Consider the following 20,831-nt stretch of genomic DNA (forward strand, 5'->3'; position numbering starts at 1 on the left):
CGCAAAGGACACGATTGACCTCGCCGCCTGACCCAATACGATGTCTATGCTGGAGATCGCGCCACCCGAATTTCAACACAGCTCGCGACGGCACCCGAGGCGCATTCCGCACTGGCTATCGGGCAGCGGGTGCGGAAGACGCAGCCTGTCGGCGGCGACACCGGGCTGGGTATCTCACCTTTCAGAACCTTCATGCGGTTGCTGCCGGGGAAAGGCATCGGCGCAGCGTCGATAAGTGCCTTGGTGTAGGGGTGCGCAGGCGAGGAGAAAAGCTGATCGGAGTCAGCGATTTCCATGATCCGACCGAGATAGAGAACGACGATCCTGTCGCTGATGTGCCGCACCACGCCCAGATCATGCGAGACGAACAGCATCGTAAGGCCGAACTCGTCTTTCACGTCCAGGAGCAGATTGATCACCTGCGCCTGGATCGAAACGTCGAGCGCGGAGACTGGTTCGTCGGCGACGATGAAATCGGGCTCGACTGCAATAGCCCGCGCGATGCCGATACGTTGGCACTGCCCGCCACTGAGCTGCTGCGGATACCGGTCAGCGTAGCTTGTCGACAGTCCTACCCTCTGCAGCAAAGCGTGCACACGTTCCTGTCGGTCGTGCCTGCTTTTACCGATGCCATGGATCAATAGCGCCTCTTCGACATTCCGACCGACTGTCATCCGCGGATTGAGGCTAACGACAGGGCTTTGAAAGATCATCTGCATGTGACGCCGATAAGGCCGCAACTGCGCGTTGGTGAGCTCGCTGATATCTGAGCCGCGAAAGGAAACACTGCCCCGGGTCAGATTTCCCAAGCGGAGCAGAGTTCGTCCGACAGTGGTTTTCCCAGAACCGGACTCGCCCACCAGACCGACGATTTCCCCGCGCCGTATCTCCAGGGAGAAATCGCGTACCGCCCACGTCATTTCTCGTTTCCAGGGGTGGCCCTGGATTGGCAAGGGATAGGCCTTGGAAACGGACTTTGCGCTAACCAGAGTGTCGGCGACGGGCTGGGGAATCATCAACTAAGCTCCGAGTTCTCGACGGGGAAAGGGCGCGAGATCGCGCCATCGCAGGCAGCGCACGAGATGCCTGGCGCTAGCTTCTTCCAGCGACGGGGCGATTTCAGTACATCTCGACTCTGCTTCCGAACAGCGCGGCGCGAAGGCGCATCCCGACAGCTGGACCGACGGGTCTGGCACTGATCCGGGAATTGCCGGTAGCCTTTCACCCCGCGGCCGCGGGCGGTCGAAATGCGGCGCAAGGTCGATCAGCGCGCGGGTGTAGGGCATCCGCGGACTTTCGTAGATGCTTGCGGCTTTGGCAGCCTCGACAACACGACCACCATAAACCACTACAACCTTGTCGGCGATCTCAGCGACAACCCCAAGATCATGCGTCACGAAGAGCAGCGCCATCCCCAGCCTGGATTGCAGCGCGCGCAGCAGTTCGATGATCTGCGCTTGGATGGTTACATCCAGTGCCGTTGTAGGTTCGTCGGCGATCAACAACCGAGGCCGGCAGATCAGTGCGATGGCGATCACTGCACGCTGCTTCATGCCGCCGGAAAGCTCGTGTGGGTAGCTGAGCATACGCTGCTTGGGATCAGGTATCCCGACCAAGCCAAGCATCTCAACGCTCGCATCCCATGCCGCACGATAGGTGATATCTTCATGCGCCATGAGCGTCTCCACGATCTGCTTGCCAATCGTGTGGACTGGATCGAGCGCACTCATGGCGTCCTGGAACACCATGGCGATTTCCTTACCGCGAATGCGGCGCATCTGCCGGTCGCCGAGATCGAGCAGATTCCGTCCGTTGAACAGCACACTTCCCGAACAGACCCGCTCTTTGGGCAGAAGTCCTGTTATTGCCAGGCCAGTCACGGATTTTCCTGATCCGGATTCTCCGATCAGGCACAGCGTCTCACCTGGATCAAGGGTGAACGACATATCGTGAACAGCCGTCACCACACCTCGCCGTGTCGTAAACTGCACGCGCAGATTCTGTATGTCGAGCAGATGCCCGCTGGTCATCATCCGATCTGACTCCGTTCAATCTGACTGTTGCGAGAATGGGAAACATGCACCTGTGCGCGCCTGTCTGACCGGGGGCGATCTGTAGATCGCCCCCGGTCAATCTGTCAGCGAAAGGACAGGGCCTCCTTGCGGAAATCCATGATGTAGTTGGTGAAAGGATGCCAATCGATCTTGTCACTTACGCCAACGGCTTCACGCACGCGAAACAGCACGGTCCCTGGTGCTTCATCCTCGAAGAGGTCAAGCATCTGCTGATAGAGGTCGCGTCGCTTTTCTGGATCAAGCGCCGATCGGGCGTCCACTGCGAGGGCTTCGAACGCGGCCTTGTCCTTCCACTTTGCGGCGATCCCCCAGGTCCAGCCGATGGTTGCGGCAGGGTCTGAAAGAATGGTCCAGTCCGAAGAGTTTCGAGCGCCAAAGGTCGGATCATCGGTCTTGACCGCATCCCACCGCTCGTTGACCTGTACGCGGGCGTTCAGGCCGACCTTGCGCCACATCTCGACGATAGCTTCAGCTTCGGCAAGGCCGTTTGTGTAGTAGACCGGATGCGAATGGAAGACGATCTCCTCACCTTTATATCCGGATTCTGCGATCAATTTTTTGGCCTTGTCCGGATCATAGGGGAAGCCGGGACGGTCGGCGTTATAAAGCGGGCCCCATTCCGCATACTGATGGCTGGGCAGCATTTTCGCCATCCCCATCCAGAGCGCCTGTCCCAGCAACTCGCGATCGATCGCGAGGTTCATTGCCTGACGCAGCTTCTTGTTCATGAAGGGAGCAAATGTATTATAATACAATACATGGCTGTTCACCAGCACGCTCTCGACCGAGACACCGTCCAATTGGTCGACGGCTGCAATCTGGTCAGGCGGAATTGACGTTGCAATATCGACCTCGCCGTTTGCGAGCGCCGTGATGCGCGCCGCCACCTCGGGAACGATATTGAAAGTGAGGGACGCCGCCGGAGGTGCGCCATCCCAGTAATCTGCGAATGCAACGAATTTCAACGCCTGATCCGGGGTATAGCTGACGATCTTGTAAGGTCCGGTGCCTATGGGCTGCTGACCGAATGACTCGAAACCGACCTTTTCATAATAAGCCTTGGACACGATGCTGGTGCCGGGATAGGCCATGAGATCGAGAATGGCGGCGTCGGGGATCTTGGTGACAACTTTGACAGTCTTGTCATCGATCACATCGATTGACGCTATATTGGAAAGATGGTTCCGGGCGTTAACATAAAGCGAGTCAGGGTCGAGGATCCGGTCGATCGAAAACTTGACATCGTCAGCGGTTAGCGGTTCGCCGTTCTGAAATTTGACGCCGTCACGCAAGGTAAAGATCATCGTCAGATCATCCTGTCGCTCCCAGTTCGAGGCCAATCCGGGAATGAACTCCTTGCCAGTGTATTCGTCATTCGACAGGAAATTGCGTTTGACCAGAGTATCAAATGCATTATGGCTCACTGAGAAACCCGCATTTCCCAGCGCCATTCCGGGATCGAGAGTGGCTAAAGTGGCCGGAACAGCGACACGTATGGATGGCGCCTCCTGGGCGCTTGCCATTGTCGGCAACGCCAACAAGGCTATAAGCATCAGTGATTTGAACATGCTTCGTAACTCCTCACTTTGTTTGATCAGGGTCGAGTAAGTCTCTCAAATAGTCGCCGAGAGTAGATATCGTCATGGTAATCATGACGATGACCGCAGCAGGTATTGCCGCAAGCCACCAATGGCTGATCAGGTAGTTGCGCCCCTCGCCCACCATCTGGCCGAGTGAGGTGCTGGGGGGCTGTACCCCGACACCGAGGAAGGAAAGCGCCGATTCCAGAATGACGACATGGCTGAAGTTGATTGTCGCGAGCACGATGATAGGCGATACCAGATTGGGCAGGATGTGTAGCGCCGCCACGCGCACCGGGGACGCGCCAAGCGAGCGGGCCGCTTCGACGAAGGGGCGCCGGTTGGTCGACATCACCTCCGCGCGCACAATCCTGACATAGCTGCCGAAGTCAGCAAGACCGACGACCAGTACCAGCATGAGGGGGCTGCTGCCCAGAAAGGCCGCCGCCGCCATCGCCAGCAGCGTGAGTGGAATCGCGGTATTCGCGTCGACTATCAGCATGATGATGTTATCGATCCAGCCGCGGGCGATACCGCTGATGAGACCAATCGTGGCACCGACGAGAACGCCGATGCATACCCCGAGGCCCGATATAACGAGCGTGGTGCGCGTGGCGTAGAGAAGCCTTGAATAAACATCGCGTCCAAGATAGTCGGTGCCGAGAATGTGTACGGCCTGCAAGCCGAACCCATCCGGCGCCGACAAGCGCGCCAGCAGGCTCTGCTGCGTCCAGTCATGGGTCACAAGGAGCGGTGCAAAGGTGGCGAAGGCAATCAACGCAACTAAAACGCAACAGGCTGCGAGCACGCTGATCGGTGCCCTGGCGATCCCGGCGCAAAACCCATGCACCGTTGAATGGAGTCGCACCGCACCATCAAAGCGCGAGGGGGGAAGCTGGAGGTCGCTCATGCCGCACCCCGGCTTCGCAGACGCGGATCAAGAAGCAGGTAGCTGGCGTCAACCAGCAGGTTGCAAATGATTACCGTGCCGGCCAGTATCAGAATTCCAAACTGAAGAAGTGCATAGTCTCCGCGTATCACCGAATCCACCATCAGCCGGCCAACGCCGGGCCAGGCGAAGACGGTTTCGATGACAGCCGTGCCGCCGATCAGTGCGCCGATCTGCATGCCTATCAGGGTGACGACGGGAAGCAGGGCATTTCGGAGGCCATGCGTGATGTTGACAGAAAACCGCGGGAGCCCCTTTCCACGAGCAAAGGTGATGAACGGGCGGTTGAGCACGTCCAGCAGACTTCCACGCGTTAGCCGGGCAATGCTCGCGGCAAGGATCGTGCTCAGGGTGGCGATCGGCATGATGTAGTGTTGCCAACTGCCGTCTCCTGAACTGGGCAGAATTTTTAGCATAAGGCTGAAGAGCAGGATCAATGCGATGCCCAGAACGAAACTGGGCATCGACTGGCCTATAAAACTGAGCGCCATTAACACCCGATCGATGACGGTGTTGTGGTAAACTGCAGCAAGCACACCAGCCGGAACACCGATCACGACCGCCATCAACAACGATGGGGCCATCAGAGAAATCGTCGCCGGAAGACGTTCGAAGAAAACATCGGAAACGGGGCGGCTGGAAAAGAAGCTACGGCCGAAGTCACCACCCGCGATATTTTCAAGATAGATCAGATACTGGACAAAAATACTACGATCCAGACCAAGTATCCGGCGTAGATCCTCGCGCTCGGGACCTGCGATATCTGGAGGCAGCAGGTATTGCACCGGATCTCCGCCAACGCGGGCGAGAATGAACACGGCCGAGATCACTATCCAAAGTGTCAGCCCGGCCCGTAAAAGTCGCATGAGGATAAGCAGCGGCCCCTCCCAGCGCAAAATCGGTGCGCTTGATCGTCGGATTGCGTTCACAATATGGCATGATGCTAGCTGGCATTTTTGACCGATGTCAACCGATAATGTTTGTTTCGGTTTGACTTGGAGGAAATGAGCAAATCAACGCAGGCAAAACGACCAAAATTCCACGATTATCTACTTAATATGAGTAGGTGCCTTGACTGATCACACACAATCCATAAAAAAGGGCATGAACGGTCAAGCGATGCCTGGAGTAGCAATCTCGAATGAACGGCGAAGATAACGGTCAGTCAGGGTATCAGCTTGCAATCAGTCGGCAGCGGTTGATCCTCGAGGCTCTCGAGCGGTCCGAGGTGCTGAAGGTATCCCAGCTTACCAGCAGCCTGAACGTGTCTCCGGAAACGATCCGGCGGGATCTGCGGAATCTCGAACGCGAAGGTCGGCTGCGACGGGTTTACGGTGGTGTAGTCGCGGTGAGAGACACCGACGTGAAGCCTTATGAGGCACGCACGGAGGCGCTCAGGGATGAAAAGGAAGAAATCGCAGGCTGTGTGTCGCGGCTCGGTCTCGGTGGCAAGGATAAGCGTATTTTTATTGGCGGCGGTTCTACCACAATGTCAGTGGCCAAACACCTCGCCGAGGGGCCGCCAGCAATCTTTATGTCCAATGCGATCGAGATTGCGGCGATTCTTAACCGATCCGGACGACATGAAGTCGAATTGACAGGCGGTAAGCTACACAAGAACTATGAGTTGCTGACCGGCGATGCCGTCGCGGCCTCGGCTGGGCGCCATCGCTTCGATCTTGCTATCACAAGCACAAATGCGATTGATCCCGATCTCGGCTTCCTCGAATTTTTTGAATCCGAAGCCATACTGCACCGGATCCTTGCACGGCATGCCCGAACCTATGTAATCGTTGCCGATCATTCGAAATTCGGTGCCTCCGCCAACCATGTCACGTTTGGACATGCGGCGGTGAGCATGGTCGTGACCGATCGCGAACCGCAACCCAGATTTTGCAAGGTATTCGCTGATGCCGGGGTCGAGCTACATTGGCCGGGCAGCAAGAAAATATGAAACACACACAGGACCAGACCGGCGCAAAAGGGTGCCAGACGGTTAACCTTGAAGGTGAGGGAATGGGGTTCGATGCTCATTGAAGAGTTAAGCCGTTTGACGTTAACCGAAGTCACCGAGTGCTATGCCAGCGGGCGTCTCTGTCCAGTCATGGTTATGGAGGCGACGATTGCGCAAGCCGAAGCGGCAAACAACAGCATCAACGCGCTCTACGACTTGCAGGCAGATAGATGTCTCGCAGAGGCAGAGGCGTCGCGTCAACGTTATCGGACAGGATCGTCCTTGGGGTTACTCGACGGAATACCGGTGACGATCAAGGATTCCATACACGCGGCAGGCATGCACTGGCACCATGGTTCTGCGGCGCATGGTTCAGGTGTCGAGGGAATGAAGGACGCACCCCCCACGATTGCTCTGAAGCGCGCGGGTGCGCTTATTTTCGCAAAGACAGTCATGTCGGACTTCGGCCTCAGTTCATCTGGAGTGAGCAGCAGCCACGGCATCGTACGCAACCCATGGGGACTGGGCTGGAGCACTGGCGGATCAAGCGCCGGTGCAGGAGCGTCTCTGGCGGCCGGCATTGGTATGGCCGCTGTAGGAACGGACATTGCCGGATCGGTGCGGTTGCCTGCCTCACATTGCGGCCTGGCTGCCCTGAAACCAACCCAGGGGTTGATCGCTCATACTCCCCCGTCCACAGTACGGTCAGCGGGGCCCATGGCGCGCTATGCCGCGGATTTGGAACCGATGCTGCGAGTACTGGGCGGCGTGCATCGTGACGACTGTTACTCCGCCCCATTTCCCGCCGTACACGCGGGCTCTGATTTGCCGAGACGGGTCACCGTGTGTCTCGATTTCGGTTTTGGCCCGCAATTGGAAGATGAAGTTGCCGTCGTCGTCGAGCAAGCCGCTCAAGCTCTTGCGGAGTTGGCTTTTGAGGTGCGATTTGAAGATCGCGGCTTCGATTTTGACGCCTATCTGCCGATAGACGATTCGCTCAAGCTTCGTGGCTGGAGAGAGTATTCGGCTACCGCACAAAATTTCCGTGCTGCCGTACCATCCCAACTTGTCGACTGGCTAATGCCTGCATCGGAATGGGGGGAGGCACAGATCGCGGAAATGGACAAGGGAATCGCCCGCACGATTTCTGGGGCGAATGCATTGCTTGACAAAGCCGACATGCTACTCACCCCCGTTATGCACCTCGTAAACTTCCCTGCGGGTGATCTGGGGCCAGATCCGGACATGCCCTTGCGTCATGCCACATTTACCGCACCGTTCAACCAATCCGGTCATCCGGCAGCGACGATTTGTGGCGGATTTAGTGCGAGCGGGCTGCCGATCGGCATTCAATTAATCGGGCACCGTTTCGACGACATTCGGCTGGTGCGTACCGCCACGCTGCTTGAGGAGCGGCTGAGACAAACAAGAGCCACACAGATGTTGTGGCCCTTGCAGCCGAAACCCTTGGCGCGACAACCTGTTCATGGTGGGAACGGCGTATTGGTTTAGCCGATGCAGGTTGATCGTCTGCAAGGCAGGATTGATCTTTCCATGAAGAAACCGTCCTCATCGACTGCCTGTCAATGCACTTGACGATAGAGCAAGCACCCATTCTGTGTTCGCCGCACTTGGCCGTATTTCTTGAATAATTTTTCTCCTGTCATTCAAGACATGTCAGGGGAGAGTCTATTGTTGTCGGAGAAGGCGCATCATGAACGAAGCACCATGGTTGACTGATAACGTTCGCAATTGGCGTGAAAAGATACATGCGCTGCCTCCGAAGGCCAGAGCGCTTCTCGCGGCGCGGGCGATGAGAGCGCCGTTGTTCGCCCACGCCTATGCCTTTCATCTCAACTTTCGCTTCGGTGGGATGGTGCCGTTTGAGTTGGCCGAATTTGCCGATAAGCGAGGGCTCGACGGTATTAAAATTCACGTCAATGATGGTGAAGGTGCAAGCCTGAGCGCGATGTCCCCCCAGGAATTGCAAATCTTTGGCCAGCAGCTAGCCGGGCTTGGGCTCGAGATACATGTCGAAACCAGCACCACGGAGGCCGGAGGCCTGTCGGACGCGGTAGCGAGAGCCCATGCCGTAGGCGCAACCTCGCTGCGTTGCTACCCGCGCTACGAAGGACACGTCTCCGAAATCGTGGAGCGCACGATCAATGATCTACGCCAGCTTCGGCAGTTCGATCCGGAAGGCAGGTTGAGGTTCACGCTGGAACAGCATGAAGACCTGAAGTCGGATGAGCTTGTCAGGATAGTCAATGAAGTGGGGAACCCCGATTTGGGCCTGCTCTTCGACTTCGGCAATATGGTCAATGCTTATGAAACGCCGCTGGAAGCTCTTGCGCTTCAGGCAGCGCATGTGACGGAAGTCCATGTCAAGGACTGTCTCATCCAGCCCGATCGCGGCGGGTGGGCTCATCTTGCGTGCGTATCGGGAACAGGGCATTTGCCGATGCATTCGATGCTGATCGAACTGCTGCTTCTCGGTGAGGACAAGCCGCAAGTCTTGGCATTCGGCCTGGAGGAGGAGGAGGGCTATTTCGCTCCTGCGTTACGCCTGCCGTCGGATGGTCCCGATCCTTTCATAGCAGCTCGTTCTCCCAGCTTCACTGAAATAGATACATCGGATATAGGGGCGCGGCTGGAGCAGGAAGCTGCTGCCGCCAGTGCGCAGGTCACAACCATCAAAGCCATGCTTTACGATATTGCGCGGGAAGCTGGATAGTCGAAGGCAGATGTCTTGACGTGCTCCCCGTTTTGTCCGCGTTTATAAGTTAGGTGTTTGATCCGCACTGAGATGCTCCCGGATTTTGGACCGCCCGGCTGGTCTATCGCTCGCTGTGGCAACGGACCCCATCGCCGTAACATGCGGCATTTTTGGCGGCTGCGGGAGCCGCCTGTTGGTGAGGATGAAATGCGCACGAACAGGGTAGTACACGTCGTCAGTTGCCACGCCGAGGGAGAGGTGGGCGACGTTATAGTCGGGGGCGTGCAGCCTCCTCCCGGCGATACGATCTGGGAGCAGGCCCAGTACATCGCCACGGACAATGAGCTGAGGAATTTCCTTCTCAATGAACCGCGGGGCGGCGTCTTCCGGCACGCCAATCTTCTTGTTCCGCCGAAGGATCCGCGCGCCCATATGGGCTGGATCATCATGGAACCGGCGGACACGCCTCCGATGTCGGGATCCAACTCCATCTGCGTGGCCACCGTGCTGCTCGACAGCGGCATCGTTCCGATGCAGGAACCGGTCACCCGTCTCCTGCTTGAACCGCCGGGCGGACTGATAGAGGTCGAGGCCGAATGCCGGAATGGCAAGGCGGAGCGTATCCGGGTTCGCAATCATCCGTCCTTCGCCGACAAACTTTCAGTGCGCATCGAAGTGCCGGGAATCGGCACGATCGAAGTCGACACGGCGTGGGGCGGGGACAGTTTTGTGATCGCCGATGCCGGCACCCTCGGGCTCGAGATCAAGGCGGATCAGGCTCGTGATATAGCCGAGATTGGCGTGCGCATCACCAATGCCGCCAATGAGCAACTCGGCTTTTCTCACCCGGTCAATGGCTGGAACCACATTTCATTCTGCCAGATCACTGAGCCGGTGCAAAAGCAGAACGGCATATTGAGCGGGCTTAGCGCAGTCGCTATCCAGCCCGGCAAGATCGATCGCTCGCCGTGCGGGACGGGATGCTCCGCCCGTATGGCGGTGTTGCACGCCAGAGGGCAACTCGGGGCCGGCGATCAGTTCATCGGCCTTTCAATTGTGGGCACCCGGTTCGAGTGCCTCGTCGATTCGGAAATCGATCTCGCAGGACGGCGCGCGATCAGCCCGATTATCAGCGGGAGCGCATGGGTGACAGGAATCCACCAGCATATGCTGGACCCCGCCGATCCCTTTCCCGCAGGTTACCGTCTTTCGGACACCTGGCCCATGCCGAAGAACAGATAGAACCTCATTTCAATATAAATGCCAAGTATTATTTAAAATACAAGAGATAATATTATTGTTTTTGATTATAATCTATTATGCTTTGCTTTTGCAAGCATAATCACCCGAGATGTGGAATAAATCATGCCAGACAATCGTCCTGCCCAACCGCCCGCCCAAATATCCTTATTTTTCGGATATCGTGAAAGCGAGCGGAAATTTTCTGTTCCTGTCGGCGATGCCGATCATCGTCACGGCAACGAATTTAACGAGATTTACTCCATGGTCTTCAAGGCGAACTGGCCGGTTCGCACTCATGTGCAGGCAGCCATGATGGATCCGCAATGCATGGTGGAACTGGATGCCATCGCTGTTGTCGATCCAGCCAGCTTGATCTGATGCCGTGGACGGCGTCCCGTTGCGGCATTGCAATGTGCAAGATATGGCTGTCGAAAGTCATATGAGGAAGAGCCCTTCATGAAGAAGGTCACCGCAATTGGGCTGGAGATCGCCTGACAGTTGTCTCAAGCCTGCGGTGACGCAAGGGCTGGCCGCGCGGAAAACGGCGACACCCATTCCACCCCCCTGGTTGGCCAGGGCACTGGGGCGGTGCTCAGGGACGTGCTCGGCTATGACGAGGCGGCCATCCGGCGGTTTGTGCGCAAGCGGTGCTGCAGCCATCCACGAGGGCGGATGAGGCGGCGGATTTGCCCTGCCGCGTGTCAGCTCATGCGAGCGTGCCGAACATTGTGAGGATCCCGACGATCCGGAAGAACAGGGAAAATTCCACGAATACTGCGTGAGCGCGTCCGCCGCGCCGCCGGCAGGGACAATGCCGCCATCGGGGTCCGGATGCGCAATTTCCGACCCCCCGTGAATTGTGGCGCCACGCCAGATTGAGCTTCTTCGTCCGTTGGACTCTCCAAGGTTCGCGGCGGATCGGGCGTGGATGGAGGTGTCAGTCCGCAGTGCGCGCATCAGCTGTTTCGTGTCGATGTTTTCTTCCCTGAACACTTCCGCAGCTATGCGAAATGCTTCGAACCCGGCGGGAGCGCCGCAGTAGACCGCACGCTGGAGCAGGGTGCCCCGGATTTCCTCAACGCTGCACCCGTTGGCAAGGGCTCCCTCGAGGTGAAGGCGGAATTCGTGCTGGCGGTTCAATGCGCCTAAAAGACAGAGATTATCCAGGCTGCGCTGCTTGTCCGACAGAGCGCTTCTCGCCCAGATTTCTCCCCAGCAATACTCGGTGAGGATCCTCTGGCTTGTCCGTCGTGAGGGATTTTGGGACCATTGGCAGGCTGAGCCAGAGCGATTCCAGCAAAGGTGCGAAGCGGTTTTGCGTTCGGAATTGCGTAAAACAAATGTTAGCTGGGGTAGCCGCGTCCTGCCGCGCGATGCTGTCGAGGCTCGCATCCAGAAGCTCTTCCGCGGATATTTCACCCGCGTCGAGACGCGCCGAGAGTTCAGAAATCGTGTCAAAGTTTCAGCCTGCCGGGTTGGATGGTATCGTCTTGCCGCTCCGGGCGAACGGAAGGAAATGAATGGCGGGATCGTCGCCGGTGGCGCCGGCGGCATCGAAGGGCCTTTGCGCCATTTCCAGCAGATCCATGACCAGCCGTCGTTCCCGATCGGTGGGGCGATAGGCTGTCACTTCGTTGAGCCTGGTCTCGACCGGGCCGGGCTGCGGCAGTCCGTCATCTGAAACATCCTTTTCCTGACCATCGGCACCGCCGCGCCCGATCCTGCGGTGCGGCGGAGCCGGCCTTCTCCGTTCAGCGCCCGTTGCGCGGTCCGAATCCGCCACCGGTCGGGGTAACGACAGTGACGGCCTCGCCCGCTTCCAGCAGCACCTGATCGCAGCCGCCGAGGACATGGATGGTGCCGTCCTTGCGTCGCACCAGCGTCTGTCCTGCCTCACCGGGCTCGCCTCCGTCCACGCCGAAAGGCGGCACGCGCCGGTGGGAGGACAGGATGGCGCATTCCATGGTCTCGCGGAAGCGGATGGTGCGGCTGGTGCCGTCACCTGCATTCCACCTGCCCCTGCCGCCGGAGCCCTGCCGGATATGAAAATCCTCGAGCACCACGGGAAAGCGCGTTTCCAGTATTTCGGGGTCTGTCAGGCGGGAGTTGGTCATATGCACATGCACCGCCGCCGTGCCGTCGAAGCCGGGACCGGCGGGGGAGCCGGAGCAGATGGTCTCGTAATACTGATAGGTGTCGTTGCCGAAGGTCAGGTTGTTCATGGTGCCCTGTGACGAGCCCAGCGCGCCCAGTGCCCCGAACAGGCAGTTCGTGACCGCCTGGCTGACCTCCACATTGCCCGCCACCACAGCGGCGGGGTAGCACGGCCTGAGCATGGAACCCTCGGGTATCACGATGTCGATCGGCTCCAGGCAGCCGGCATTCATGGGGATGTTGTCCTCCACCATCACCCTGAACACATAAAGCACCGCCGCGCGCGTGACCGGTTCCGGCGCGTTGAAATTGTCCGGACGCTGGTCCGAGGTGCCGGTGAAGTCGACGGTGACCCTTCGATTGTGCTTGTCGACGGAGATCCTGACGCGGATGCGGCAGCCCTGGTCCATCTCATAGTCGAAGGCGCAGTCGTCGAGACGATCGAGCACACGCCTTACGCTTTCGGCCGCATTGTCCTGCACGTGGCCCATATAGGCGGTGACCACATCGAGGCCGAACTGGTCGACCATGCCGCGCAGCGCGGAAATGCCCATCTCGTTGGCGGCGATCTGGGCCTTCAGGTCGTTGACGTTCTGGACCACGTTGCGCACCGGATACGGGCTGCCGCTCAGCAGCTCGATGAGTTCCGCTTCGCAGAAGCGGCCCCGGTCGACCAGCCTGAAATTGTCGATATAGACCCCTTCCTCCTCGATACGGGTGGCGCGCGGCGACATCGAGCCGGGTGCCAGGCCGCCCACATCGGCATGATGCCCGCGGCTGGCCACCCAGAACAGGATTTCATCGCCGGCCTCATCGAAGACGGGGCTGCACACGGTGATGTCGGGAAGATGCGTGCCACCATTATAGGGTGCGTTCAGTGCGAAGACATCGCCCGGCCGGATCGTCTCGTTGTTGCGGATAACGGTCTCGACCGAGCGGTCCATCGAACCCAGATGCACCGGCATGTGCGGCGCGTTGGCAACCAGCCGGCCTTCCCTGTCGAAGACGGCGCAGGAAAAGTCCAGCCGTTCCTTGATGTTCACGGAATAGGCCGTGTTCTGCAGGGTCGTGCCCATCTGCTCGGCAATGGACATGAACAGATTGTTGAAAATCTCCAGCATGATCGGGTCGACGCTGGTGCCGATGGCGACGCGCGAGGGCAGGGCCGAATGACGCTCCAGAACGAGATTGTCCTCCCCGGTCAGAAGCGCCCGCCAGCCCTCTTCGACCACGATGGTCTGGTTGGGTTCGATGATGATGGCGGGGCCGTTCAGGGCATGGCCCGGCATCAGGGCCTCGCGAAGGTAGATGCCGGCATCGTGCCAATCGCCATTGGAGAAGATGCGCGTGCGCTCTCCGGGCTGCGGTTCGCCGGCGACGCCGGTCCCGGCATTCCCCGCCACATGCCGGGCGGCCTTGCCGATCGCCTCGACGGCGACCGCCTCGACGACGATGCTCCTGCTCTGGTCGATGAAGCCGAAGCGGCGGCGATGCGCCTGTTCAAAAGCCGGCTTCAGAGCGGCGAAGTCGAATTCCGGATTCCCGCCCGGGCGGGTTACGAAAGCAGGGATGTCAAGCGCGGTATCCGTGCCCTGATAGCGTATGTGGGCATGGACGTGGATTTCGATGGCGCCTTCGCGAACGCCTTGCGCCAGCACCTCCGTGCGGCATTCCGCGCCAAGCTGCATCCCGGTTTCTACGATGCTCCTTTCTGAACTTTCCAGAGCGACGTCCAGCGCGCTCTGCCGGCCCGCGCGGATGTCGGCCAGACCCATGCCGTAGGCGGACAGCAGGCCGGAGAAGGGGTGGATCAGGATCCGCGTCATGCCCAGCGCATCGGCCACCAGACAGGCATGCTGGCCGCCGGCGCCGCCGAAGCAGTTGAGCACGTAGCGCGTCACGTCATAACCGCGCTGGACGGAGATTTTCTTGATGGCGCTGGCCATGCTGGCGACCGCCACCTGCAGAAAGCCGTCGGCGACCTGCTCGGGTGTGCGTCCGTCGCCGATCTCCTGCGCGATCCCGGCAAAAGCGGCGCGCACGGCCTCCACGTCGATGGGCTCGTTGTGTCCGGGGCCGAAGATGTGCGGGAAGAATTGCGGCAGCAGCTTGCCGACCATGACATTGGCGTCGGTCACCGCAAGCGGCCCCTGCTGACGGTAGCAGCGGGGGCCGGGATTGGCGCCGGCCGAATCGGGGCCGACGCGGAAGCGCGCGCCGTCAAAACGCAGGATCGAGCCGCCGCCGGCAGCGACGGTATGGATCAGCATCATCGGCGCACGCATGCGCACCCCGGCCACTTCCGTTTCGAATTCGCGCTCGAAGGCACCGGCGAAATGGGCGACATCGGTGGAGGTGCCGCCCATGTCGAAGCCGATGACATGATCGAAACCGGCCTCCACGGCGGTCTCGGCCATGCCGACCACGCCGCCGGCCGGGCCGGACAATATGGCATCCTTGCCCCTGAACAGGCTGGCGGCCGTGAGACCCCCGGCCGAGGTCATGAACATCAGCCGCGCGCCGGTGCGGGCAGGTTCCAGTTCGCGTTCGACCTGCGCCACGTAGCGCTTGAGGATCGGTGACAGGTAGGCGTCCACAACGGCGGTGTCGCCGCGCGCGACCAGCTTTATGAGCGGGCTGACCTCGTGGGAGGCCGACACCTGCGCGAAGCCGGATGCGCGCGCCAGATCCGCAGCCTGTTGCTCGTGGGCGGGATAGCGGTAGGCATGCATGAAGGCGATCGCGACGGCCTCGAATCCTTCTTCGCGGGCCTTTGCCAGTTCGGCGCTCAGCGCGTCCGTGTCGAGCCGTTCCTCGACCGTGCCATCGGCAAGAACGCGCCCGGAGACCTCCACGACCTTGCTGAAGAGTTCTTCCGGCTTGACGATTTCCCTGGCGAAGATGTCTGAACGCGCCTGATAGCCGATGCGCAGCGCATCGCGAAAGCCGCGCGTCGTGATCAGAAGCGTACGCTCACCCTTGCGCTCCAGAAGTGCGTTGGTGGCGACCGTCGTGCCCATGCGCACGTCGCCGACGATGCCTGCCGGTATAGGCTGGTTTCCGTCCAGGCCAAGATGGTCGCGAATGCCCTGAACGGCAGCGTCCGGGTAGGCGGAAGGGTTCTCCGACAGGAGCTTGCGGGCGTGCAGCGTGCCATCGGGCGCCCGGGCCACGACGTCGGTGAAGGTGCCGCCACGATCGATCCAGAAATCCCAGGTGCCCACGGTGTCTCGCTCCTGAAGCCGGAAACGTTTCTCTTGCTCTTCATCGATAAATTATCGATATTTTGTCGATAACATATTATCGTGATGATTTGGAACACCCTTTCGGGAAATGCGGCGATGATGGCGGCAAAGGGGGATTCGGCTTGAGCAGGGAGAAGGTGGGAATGGGATCTGAAGGTTCGCGCGCGCGGCCAGTGGTTTCGTCAGAGCATCTTGCGGCCGGCGGCTCGCCTGCCCTTTCGGAAATCGAATATGGAATGATCGTCGCCGGCCATGCCTTTTCGCGCTGGATGAGCCGGGGAATGGCGGCGGCAGGCGTTCCCGGCATGCAGCCGACGGAGGTGATGATACTGCACACTGTCAGGCATCGCGGCCGGCCCAAGCGCTTCGCCGATATCTGCCTGGTGCTGGGCATGGAGGACATGCACGTCGTGACCTATGCCGTGCGCAAGCTGGAGAAGGCCGGGCTGGTGCAGGTGGGGCGGCAGGGCAAGGAAAAGCTCGTCAGCGCCACGAAGAAGGGTGTCGAAGCCTGCGCCCGATATGCCGAGCTGCGCGAGCAGCTTCTGGTCTCCGGCACAGCTTCTGCCGGCTATGCGGAAAAGAGCCTGTCCGAAATCGCCGCCGTGTTGCGAGCCTTGTCGGGCTACTACGATCAGGCGGCCCGTGCTGCGGCAGCCCTTGCCTGAGCAGCCGAGAGCATGAGAAGACGGCGGATGCTTTCCCTCCCGACAGGATCGAAAGCTGGACGATGAAGATCCCCGAGCCGGCCTTTCCGTAACCGACTGGTCGCAGATTGCGCCCCCCGGCTATCTGGCGGATCACTGTTGCGACCGCGGGCATATTCTCTACTTGCTGGAAGGAAGTCTGGTTTCCGAGCTGAAGGATGGCCGCCGCTTCACGTTGAGCGCCGGCATTCAGCCGCGATTTTGTGGCAGGCATGTCCTTCATCGCAGTGACCGTGCCGCGATGAAGGACATGACCGAGCCGGGGCGTTCGGCGCAGGGCCGGGCGCCCGCTTATGCCTCGGGTGAGGGCTGGTAGGTCATGGTCCTGACCACATCCTGTACGGGACGCTTCTCGCCGGCAAGCACCTCGAAGTCGAGCTGGTTCTCGGCGGGTGCCAGCGGACAGGTGACGAAATTTGTGAAGGCGCAGGGCAGCGCAACCGCGTAGTTGAAGTCGATCCAGTCGATGCGGGTCCTTGTGTCGTCGGCGAACTGCAACTCGATCACCCGGCCCGCACCATAGGTCACAGGGCCGCTGGTCCTGTCGCGAATGTGGGCCACGGGCTGCACCCCGTTTGGTGTGTCCTTGCCGATCAGCACGAGGCTGTAGCTCCGGCCTTTGTGCTCGAAGGTGAAGGTGCCTATGCGCGGCGTCGATTCACGCACCCCGGCTTCCACGGTTTCAGCTTCGTATTCGGTCGGCGCAGCCGGGGTGTAGACGCCGGGGATGCGCCAGGCGGGGTCATAGTCGAAAGCCGTCACGCCCGCATCCTCAAGACGTGCCGCCTGGCGCGGATCGCGCACGCGCACCCCGTAGAGGGGCTGGCCGTCATGCTTGGTGCGCAGGATCGCCTCAACTTCGTTCACGCCGAAATAGACCGGTACGCTGTGGCCGTGGCCATAGGTCTGGTTGCGGCCGGGGATGATCTCGACCGGCCCCGCGGGATATTCGCCATTCACCGACAGGGTGGGCCCGGATGCCGGCGGGGTGAACATGATCCGCCCGTCTTCAACCGACCAGCTGCCGGGAAGCAGGTCGAAGCTCACATCCTTGTCGTCCGCCTCCAGCCAGTACTGGGCAACCAGCGAAGTCCAGCCATAGGGGCGGAACATCGTGGCGACATGAGCATAGCGCCATTCGCGCCACTGGCCTTCCAGATGTTCTCTTGTGGGCATGTTGGTCTCCCTTTCCAAGGATTCAGGTGTCTGCTTTGCGCATGAAAATGCCGGGGGTCAGCCCCGCGAGGCGGAGCCGGCAATCTCGGCGAGGAAGGCGAGAACGCCGCGCCAGGAGCCATAGTCGGCTGCGGCATTGTCGGAGGGGGTGCCGCCACTCGTATAGGGGACTTTCGAGACAGGATGTTCACGGCTCAACTGCGTGGTGGGCACGAAAGGCAGGTTGATGGCGTGGCCGGCGTTGTCGAAATCCAGATGGCGGACGAGGTGGGGGTGGCCGTGCCGGCGCAGGGTCGAGACCACCATGCGCGAATAAAGGCTGGAGGGCCAGGCGCGGTCGTCGCGGCCCGAGATCAGCAGAACCGGCCCGGCGATGTTCTCGACGGGAATGCGTGCGCGCGCCGCCAGTTCCGTATCCTTCAGCCCCTCGAAGAAAACCGAGTGGTGGCGGCTGGGCGGGGCGTCTCCCGCCCATGGGTGCCAGTGCACCGCCTTGTTGTCCTGCCACAGATGCGGCAGGGGCACGCCGCCCCTGGTCCAGGTCGCGCCCTGCCAGCCGTCCCTTGCCGGATCGCCGGCACCCTGGGCGCCATGGACCATTGCGCCGGGCACGAATGCGATCACGGCGGAGACGAGATCCGGGAACGTGGCGCCAAGCAGCAGCGCGAGCTCGCCGCCGCGCGACTGGCCGCCGACGGCGACGAAGCCGTCCTTTGGCCGCAGTTCCCGGTGTACCCAGCTCAGGCCCGTCTCCAGATATTCGAGCGGGGTTTCGGTGATGAAGGGAGACAGGCCGGGCGCCTTGAAATAGCCGAGCGCAAGGGCCTGGTAGCCATGCGAGGCATAGAGGGCGGCGCGCGGCTCGTTAATGCCGCCGCCGGAGCCGTTGAGCACCACCACAACCGGATGAGGTCCCGGCCCGTCCGGAGTGAACAGCGTACCCACAGGGCCGTCTGCACGAACCTCCCGCCGCTCCACGCCCGGCGCAGCGAAGCGCTGGTAGAAGCGGGCCCTGGCGGAGGCGCCGTGGGCCGCCTCGGCCGTCAGCGTCGTCTGCAAAGGCTCCATGACATCGTCAGGGAAGAGTTCCGGGCTGGCACCGTCGAGCGGGTGCTGGCTCCAGATCAGGCCCATTGCCGAAACTTCCGCATAGTCGCCGCCAACCGGCGCGTCCCGCGACAGGTCGACCACGCCCTGCGCATCGGCCATGAAGGTTGCCTGGCTCATCCAGACCGCGCCTCCAGCCCGCTGCGTATGGGCGGAAATGGCGACGAGTTCGTCGGGGACGAGACCGGTGACGACGATCCGGCGCGGCTCGTCGATCAGGCCGTCGACAGGATCGATGGAAAAAGCAGGCGCGGAAACAGCTCGTGTCATTGATCTACCTTCGGTACGGGCAATCAGCACCCCGCCTGGCCTGCCATGCGGGCCAGATGAGTATCGAGGCGTTGTGCGAAGTCGCCATCCAGCATGGTCCCGGCAGCCAGCGCGCCGCCGCGCGGCCAGTAACCGCCGCCATCGGTCCAGTCGCTCTTCAGGGCGGCAAGCTTGCCTTGCCAGTCGATGCCCTCTCCGGCGGCGGCAGGATCGAAGGCAAGGATGAAGACGCCGCGCCCCTTCGCATCGCCACGCCCTGCGCCGGCGACACCGGCCAGGAGCTCGACCGTCAGGCCGAGCAGCGAGCCGATCTGGCCGCCACGCGGCAAGAGGGCTGCAACATCGGCGGCGACACGGGTCGGCCGGCCGGCGCCGTCCAGCGCGATGCCGTCCGGCAAGGGTGCATCGGTCATGCGCGCGGTCTTGATGTCGGCCATGGTGGCGCTGCTGCTGGCGATGTCGATGACCACGCGCTCGCTGCCCCGGCCCATGGCGAGGGCGAACGGGTTGGTGCCGATCACCGGGCGCGTTCCGCCGTGAGGCGCGACGAAAGGCGGGCCTTCGGCGCCGGCGATCCCGACGAGGCCGGTGTCGGCGAGATGGCGGACGAAGGGGACGAGCCGCCCGAAGCCCCTGACGCCGCGCAGGAAGACGGCGGCAATGCCGGATTGTCGGGCCGTCCCGGCCAGATCGAGCGTGGTGCCGGCAACGGCGAGCGGAGCGAAGCAGGAGGAGCAATCCAGCCAGCTTACGGCCTGCGCTCCCGCGGTTTCGGGAACGGGCGCTGCATCCGCGGCCCATTCATCGAGCATGGCGATGCCGAAGCGCGGCAGGCCGAGCGCATCGGCTTCGACCAGTGCCGAGGCGGCGAGCTTCGCTGCCGGGCTGCCGCCCAGGGCTGCCGACAATCGCCCGACCGCATCATGGAGCGCGATCATTCGCCCGCGCTCCGGCTGGCGCTGCCGATCTGAATTTCGTTCTCAGACAGATAACCCAGCGTCATCAGGCGCTCGATCAGGAATTCCCGGCTGCTCCTGATGTGGGCAGTCTCGATGGCGGCGGCCCGCTCGCCATCGCCTGCCTCGATCGCATCGACGAGCGCTGTGTGCTCGTCGGAATGCTCGCCCGTCTTGACCGTGAAATCGATCGCAAAACGCAGGAGACGCTCGAGCTCGTCGAAAAGATTTTCCGAAAGGGCGACGATGCGCCTGTTGCGGCTGCAACGGGCGATGGCGATGTGAAAACGGCGCGCAACCTGCTGCATGGTTCCGATGTCGAGCGGCGCGTCGTATTCCCGGACAATGCGGCGCAGCAGGGTCACTTCGGCCGGCGTCGCGTAGCGTGCCGCCTGCCGGGCCGCGTGCGGCCCGATCGCCGCGCGCATGTCGAGAATATCGTGCACGGCCTGGAATGTGATGGGAGCGACGTGATAGCCGCTGCGCGGCAGGATCGTCACCAGCCCGTCGGCGGCGAGTTTCTGCATGGCATCGCGCACCGGTGTCTTCGAGACCTCGTAGCGGCGGGCGATGGAGGTCGCATCGAGCGTGGCCCCCGGAGCGATCTCGCAGCGCATGATCTCCTGCCGGAGCGCGAGGTAGATTCGCTCCGAGGCAGGAACATGCGCCGTAGCGGCCGGGCCGGGAGCGACAATCATGA

Annotated in this window: 18 protein-coding genes; 7 read left to right on the top strand and 11 right to left on the bottom strand. The window is 61.1% G+C overall.

The window, feature by feature from the left end:
- Nucleotides 1-44: 44 nt before the first annotated feature.
- The 5 genes from DES43_RS16710 to DES43_RS16730 form a co-directional block, all read right to left on the bottom strand.
- Nucleotides 45-1,016 (bottom strand): ABC transporter ATP-binding protein, encoded by a 972-nt coding sequence (locus DES43_RS16710; RefSeq protein WP_245514596.1) that lies wholly within the window; start codon nt 1,014-1,016, stop codon nt 45-47.
- 3 nt (nt 1,017-1,019) lie between these two features.
- Nucleotides 1,020-2,030 carry an ABC transporter ATP-binding protein gene (locus DES43_RS16715; RefSeq protein ID WP_035031270.1) on the bottom strand — a complete coding sequence of 337 codons (1,011 nt, stop codon included), beginning with the start codon at nt 2,028-2,030 and terminating at the stop codon, nt 1,020-1,022.
- Between the two features lie 107 nt (nt 2,031-2,137).
- Nucleotides 2,138-3,643, bottom strand: a complete 1,506-nt coding sequence (locus DES43_RS16720; protein WP_133675828.1) for an ABC transporter substrate-binding protein — start codon at nt 3,641-3,643, stop codon at nt 2,138-2,140.
- 13 nt (nt 3,644-3,656) lie between these two features.
- Entirely contained in the window at nt 3,657-4,565 is a 909-nt protein-coding gene (locus DES43_RS16725; protein ID WP_084496590.1) for an ABC transporter permease, read from the bottom strand.
- Nucleotides 4,562-5,470, bottom strand: coding sequence for an ABC transporter permease (locus DES43_RS16730; protein WP_035031278.1), 909 nt, complete (start codon nt 5,468-5,470; stop codon nt 4,562-4,564). Before DES43_RS16730 ends, DES43_RS16725 begins: the two co-directional genes overlap by 4 nt.
- Before the next feature lie 275 nt (nt 5,471-5,745).
- Between DES43_RS16730 and DES43_RS16735 the strand changes: the two genes are divergently transcribed.
- The 5 genes from DES43_RS16735 to DES43_RS16755 all read left to right on the top strand — a co-directional run bounded on the left by DES43_RS16735 (nt 5,746) and on the right by DES43_RS16755 (nt 10,894).
- Nucleotides 5,746-6,558: a DeoR/GlpR family DNA-binding transcription regulator gene (locus DES43_RS16735; RefSeq protein ID WP_036993942.1), complete on the top strand. Its 813-nt coding sequence runs from the start codon at nt 5,746-5,748 to the stop codon at nt 6,556-6,558.
- A gap of 72 nt (nt 6,559-6,630) precedes the next feature.
- Nucleotides 6,631-8,070 (top strand): amidase family protein, encoded by a 1,440-nt coding sequence (locus tag DES43_RS16740; RefSeq protein ID WP_051520740.1) that lies wholly within the window; start codon nt 6,631-6,633, stop codon nt 8,068-8,070.
- A 202-nt stretch (nt 8,071-8,272) separates the two neighbouring features.
- A complete protein-coding gene (locus DES43_RS16745; RefSeq protein ID WP_051520741.1) occupies nt 8,273-9,292 on the top strand; it encodes a sugar phosphate isomerase/epimerase family protein in 1,020 nt (339 codons plus the stop codon).
- A gap of 189 nt (nt 9,293-9,481) precedes the next feature.
- Nucleotides 9,482-10,516, top strand: coding sequence for a trans-3-hydroxy-L-proline dehydratase (locus tag DES43_RS16750; protein ID WP_035031286.1), 1,035 nt, complete (start codon nt 9,482-9,484; stop codon nt 10,514-10,516).
- 123 nt (nt 10,517-10,639) lie between these two features.
- Nucleotides 10,640-10,894, top strand: a complete 255-nt coding sequence (locus DES43_RS16755; RefSeq protein WP_036993940.1) for a RidA family protein — start codon at nt 10,640-10,642, stop codon at nt 10,892-10,894.
- A 57-nt stretch (nt 10,895-10,951) separates the two neighbouring features.
- On the opposite strand, the gene DES43_RS16760 is transcribed toward DES43_RS16755, so the two are convergent.
- A complete protein-coding gene (locus DES43_RS16760) occupies nt 10,952-11,749 on the bottom strand; it encodes a carboxymuconolactone decarboxylase family protein (protein ID WP_245264778.1) in 798 nt (265 codons plus the stop codon).
- Between DES43_RS16760 and DES43_RS22975 the strand changes: the two genes are divergently transcribed.
- The gene (locus DES43_RS22975; RefSeq protein ID WP_245264779.1) at nt 11,694-12,197 is read left to right on the top strand and encodes a hypothetical protein; all 504 of its coding nucleotides are present in this window, start codon (nt 11,694-11,696) and stop codon (nt 12,195-12,197) included. The two genes, DES43_RS16760 and DES43_RS22975, sit on opposite strands and share 56 nt — an antisense overlap.
- A 70-nt stretch (nt 12,198-12,267) precedes the next feature.
- Here the strand turns inward: DES43_RS22975 and DES43_RS16765 are convergent, their stop codons facing one another.
- On the bottom strand, nt 12,268-15,894 hold the full coding sequence (locus tag DES43_RS16765; RefSeq protein WP_035031116.1) for a hydantoinase B/oxoprolinase family protein: 3,627 nt from the start codon (nt 15,892-15,894) through the stop codon (nt 12,268-12,270).
- Nucleotides 15,895-16,058: 164 nt separating this feature from the next.
- On the opposite strand from DES43_RS16765, the gene DES43_RS16770 reads away from it, so the two are divergent.
- Nucleotides 16,059-16,583, top strand: a complete 525-nt coding sequence (locus tag DES43_RS16770) for a winged helix DNA-binding protein (RefSeq protein ID WP_051520742.1) — start codon at nt 16,059-16,061, stop codon at nt 16,581-16,583.
- A gap of 330 nt (nt 16,584-16,913) precedes the next feature.
- Here the strand turns inward: DES43_RS16770 and DES43_RS16775 are convergent, their stop codons facing one another.
- From DES43_RS16775 to DES43_RS16790, 4 genes are read right to left on the bottom strand one after another with little or no spacing between them, the layout of a single operon-like run.
- Nucleotides 16,914-17,798: a DUF1684 domain-containing protein gene (locus tag DES43_RS16775; protein ID WP_035031119.1), complete on the bottom strand. Its 885-nt coding sequence runs from the start codon at nt 17,796-17,798 to the stop codon at nt 16,914-16,916.
- Between the two features lie 57 nt (nt 17,799-17,855).
- Nucleotides 17,856-19,175 (bottom strand): acyl-CoA thioesterase/BAAT N-terminal domain-containing protein, encoded by a 1,320-nt coding sequence (locus tag DES43_RS16780; protein ID WP_035031122.1) that lies wholly within the window; start codon nt 19,173-19,175, stop codon nt 17,856-17,858.
- A 23-nt stretch (nt 19,176-19,198) separates the two neighbouring features.
- Nucleotides 19,199-20,113: an Ldh family oxidoreductase gene (locus tag DES43_RS16785; protein ID WP_035031125.1), complete on the bottom strand. Its 915-nt coding sequence runs from the start codon at nt 20,111-20,113 to the stop codon at nt 19,199-19,201.
- Nucleotides 20,110-20,829, bottom strand: a complete 720-nt coding sequence (locus DES43_RS16790; protein ID WP_035031128.1) for a GntR family transcriptional regulator — start codon at nt 20,827-20,829, stop codon at nt 20,110-20,112. The genes DES43_RS16785 and DES43_RS16790 overlap by 4 nt, the downstream gene beginning before the upstream one ends.
- Nucleotides 20,830-20,831: the final 2 nt, after the last annotated feature.

Origin of the sequence: Aquamicrobium defluvii, assembly GCF_004363725.1 — a bacterium.
Classification (GTDB): domain Bacteria; phylum Pseudomonadota; class Alphaproteobacteria; order Rhizobiales; family Rhizobiaceae; genus Mesorhizobium; species Mesorhizobium defluvii.

Coding starts and splice junctions, on each gene's coding strand:
- DES43_RS16710 (WP_245514596.1), bottom strand. CDS start 1,016: ATGATTCCCCAGCCCGTCGCCGACACTCTGGTTAGCGCAAAGTCCGTT.
- DES43_RS16715 (WP_035031270.1), bottom strand. CDS start 2,030: ATGACCAGCGGGCATCTGCTCGACATACAGAATCTGCGCGTGCAGTTT.
- DES43_RS16720 (WP_133675828.1), bottom strand. CDS start 3,643: ATGTTCAAATCACTGATGCTTATAGCCTTGTTGGCGTTGCCGACAATG.
- DES43_RS16725 (WP_084496590.1), bottom strand. CDS start 4,565: ATGAGCGACCTCCAGCTTCCCCCCTCGCGCTTTGATGGTGCGGTGCGA.
- DES43_RS16730 (WP_035031278.1), bottom strand. CDS start 5,470: ATGCGACTTTTACGGGCCGGGCTGACACTTTGGATAGTGATCTCGGCC.
- DES43_RS16735 (WP_036993942.1), top strand. CDS start 5,746: ATGAACGGCGAAGATAACGGTCAGTCAGGGTATCAGCTTGCAATCAGT.
- DES43_RS16740 (WP_051520740.1), top strand. CDS start 6,631: ATGCTCATTGAAGAGTTAAGCCGTTTGACGTTAACCGAAGTCACCGAG.
- DES43_RS16745 (WP_051520741.1), top strand. CDS start 8,273: ATGAACGAAGCACCATGGTTGACTGATAACGTTCGCAATTGGCGTGAA.
- DES43_RS16750 (WP_035031286.1), top strand. CDS start 9,482: ATGCGCACGAACAGGGTAGTACACGTCGTCAGTTGCCACGCCGAGGGA.
- DES43_RS16755 (WP_036993940.1), top strand. CDS start 10,640: ATGCCAGACAATCGTCCTGCCCAACCGCCCGCCCAAATATCCTTATTT.
- DES43_RS16770 (WP_051520742.1), top strand. CDS start 16,059: ATGGGATCTGAAGGTTCGCGCGCGCGGCCAGTGGTTTCGTCAGAGCAT.
- DES43_RS16775 (WP_035031119.1), bottom strand. CDS start 17,798: ATGCCCACAAGAGAACATCTGGAAGGCCAGTGGCGCGAATGGCGCTAT.
- DES43_RS16780 (WP_035031122.1), bottom strand. CDS start 19,175: ATGACACGAGCTGTTTCCGCGCCTGCTTTTTCCATCGATCCTGTCGAC.
- DES43_RS16785 (WP_035031125.1), bottom strand. CDS start 20,113: ATGATCGCGCTCCATGATGCGGTCGGGCGATTGTCGGCAGCCCTGGGC.
- DES43_RS16790 (WP_035031128.1), bottom strand. CDS start 20,829: ATGATTGTCGCTCCCGGCCCGGCCGCTACGGCGCATGTTCCTGCCTCG.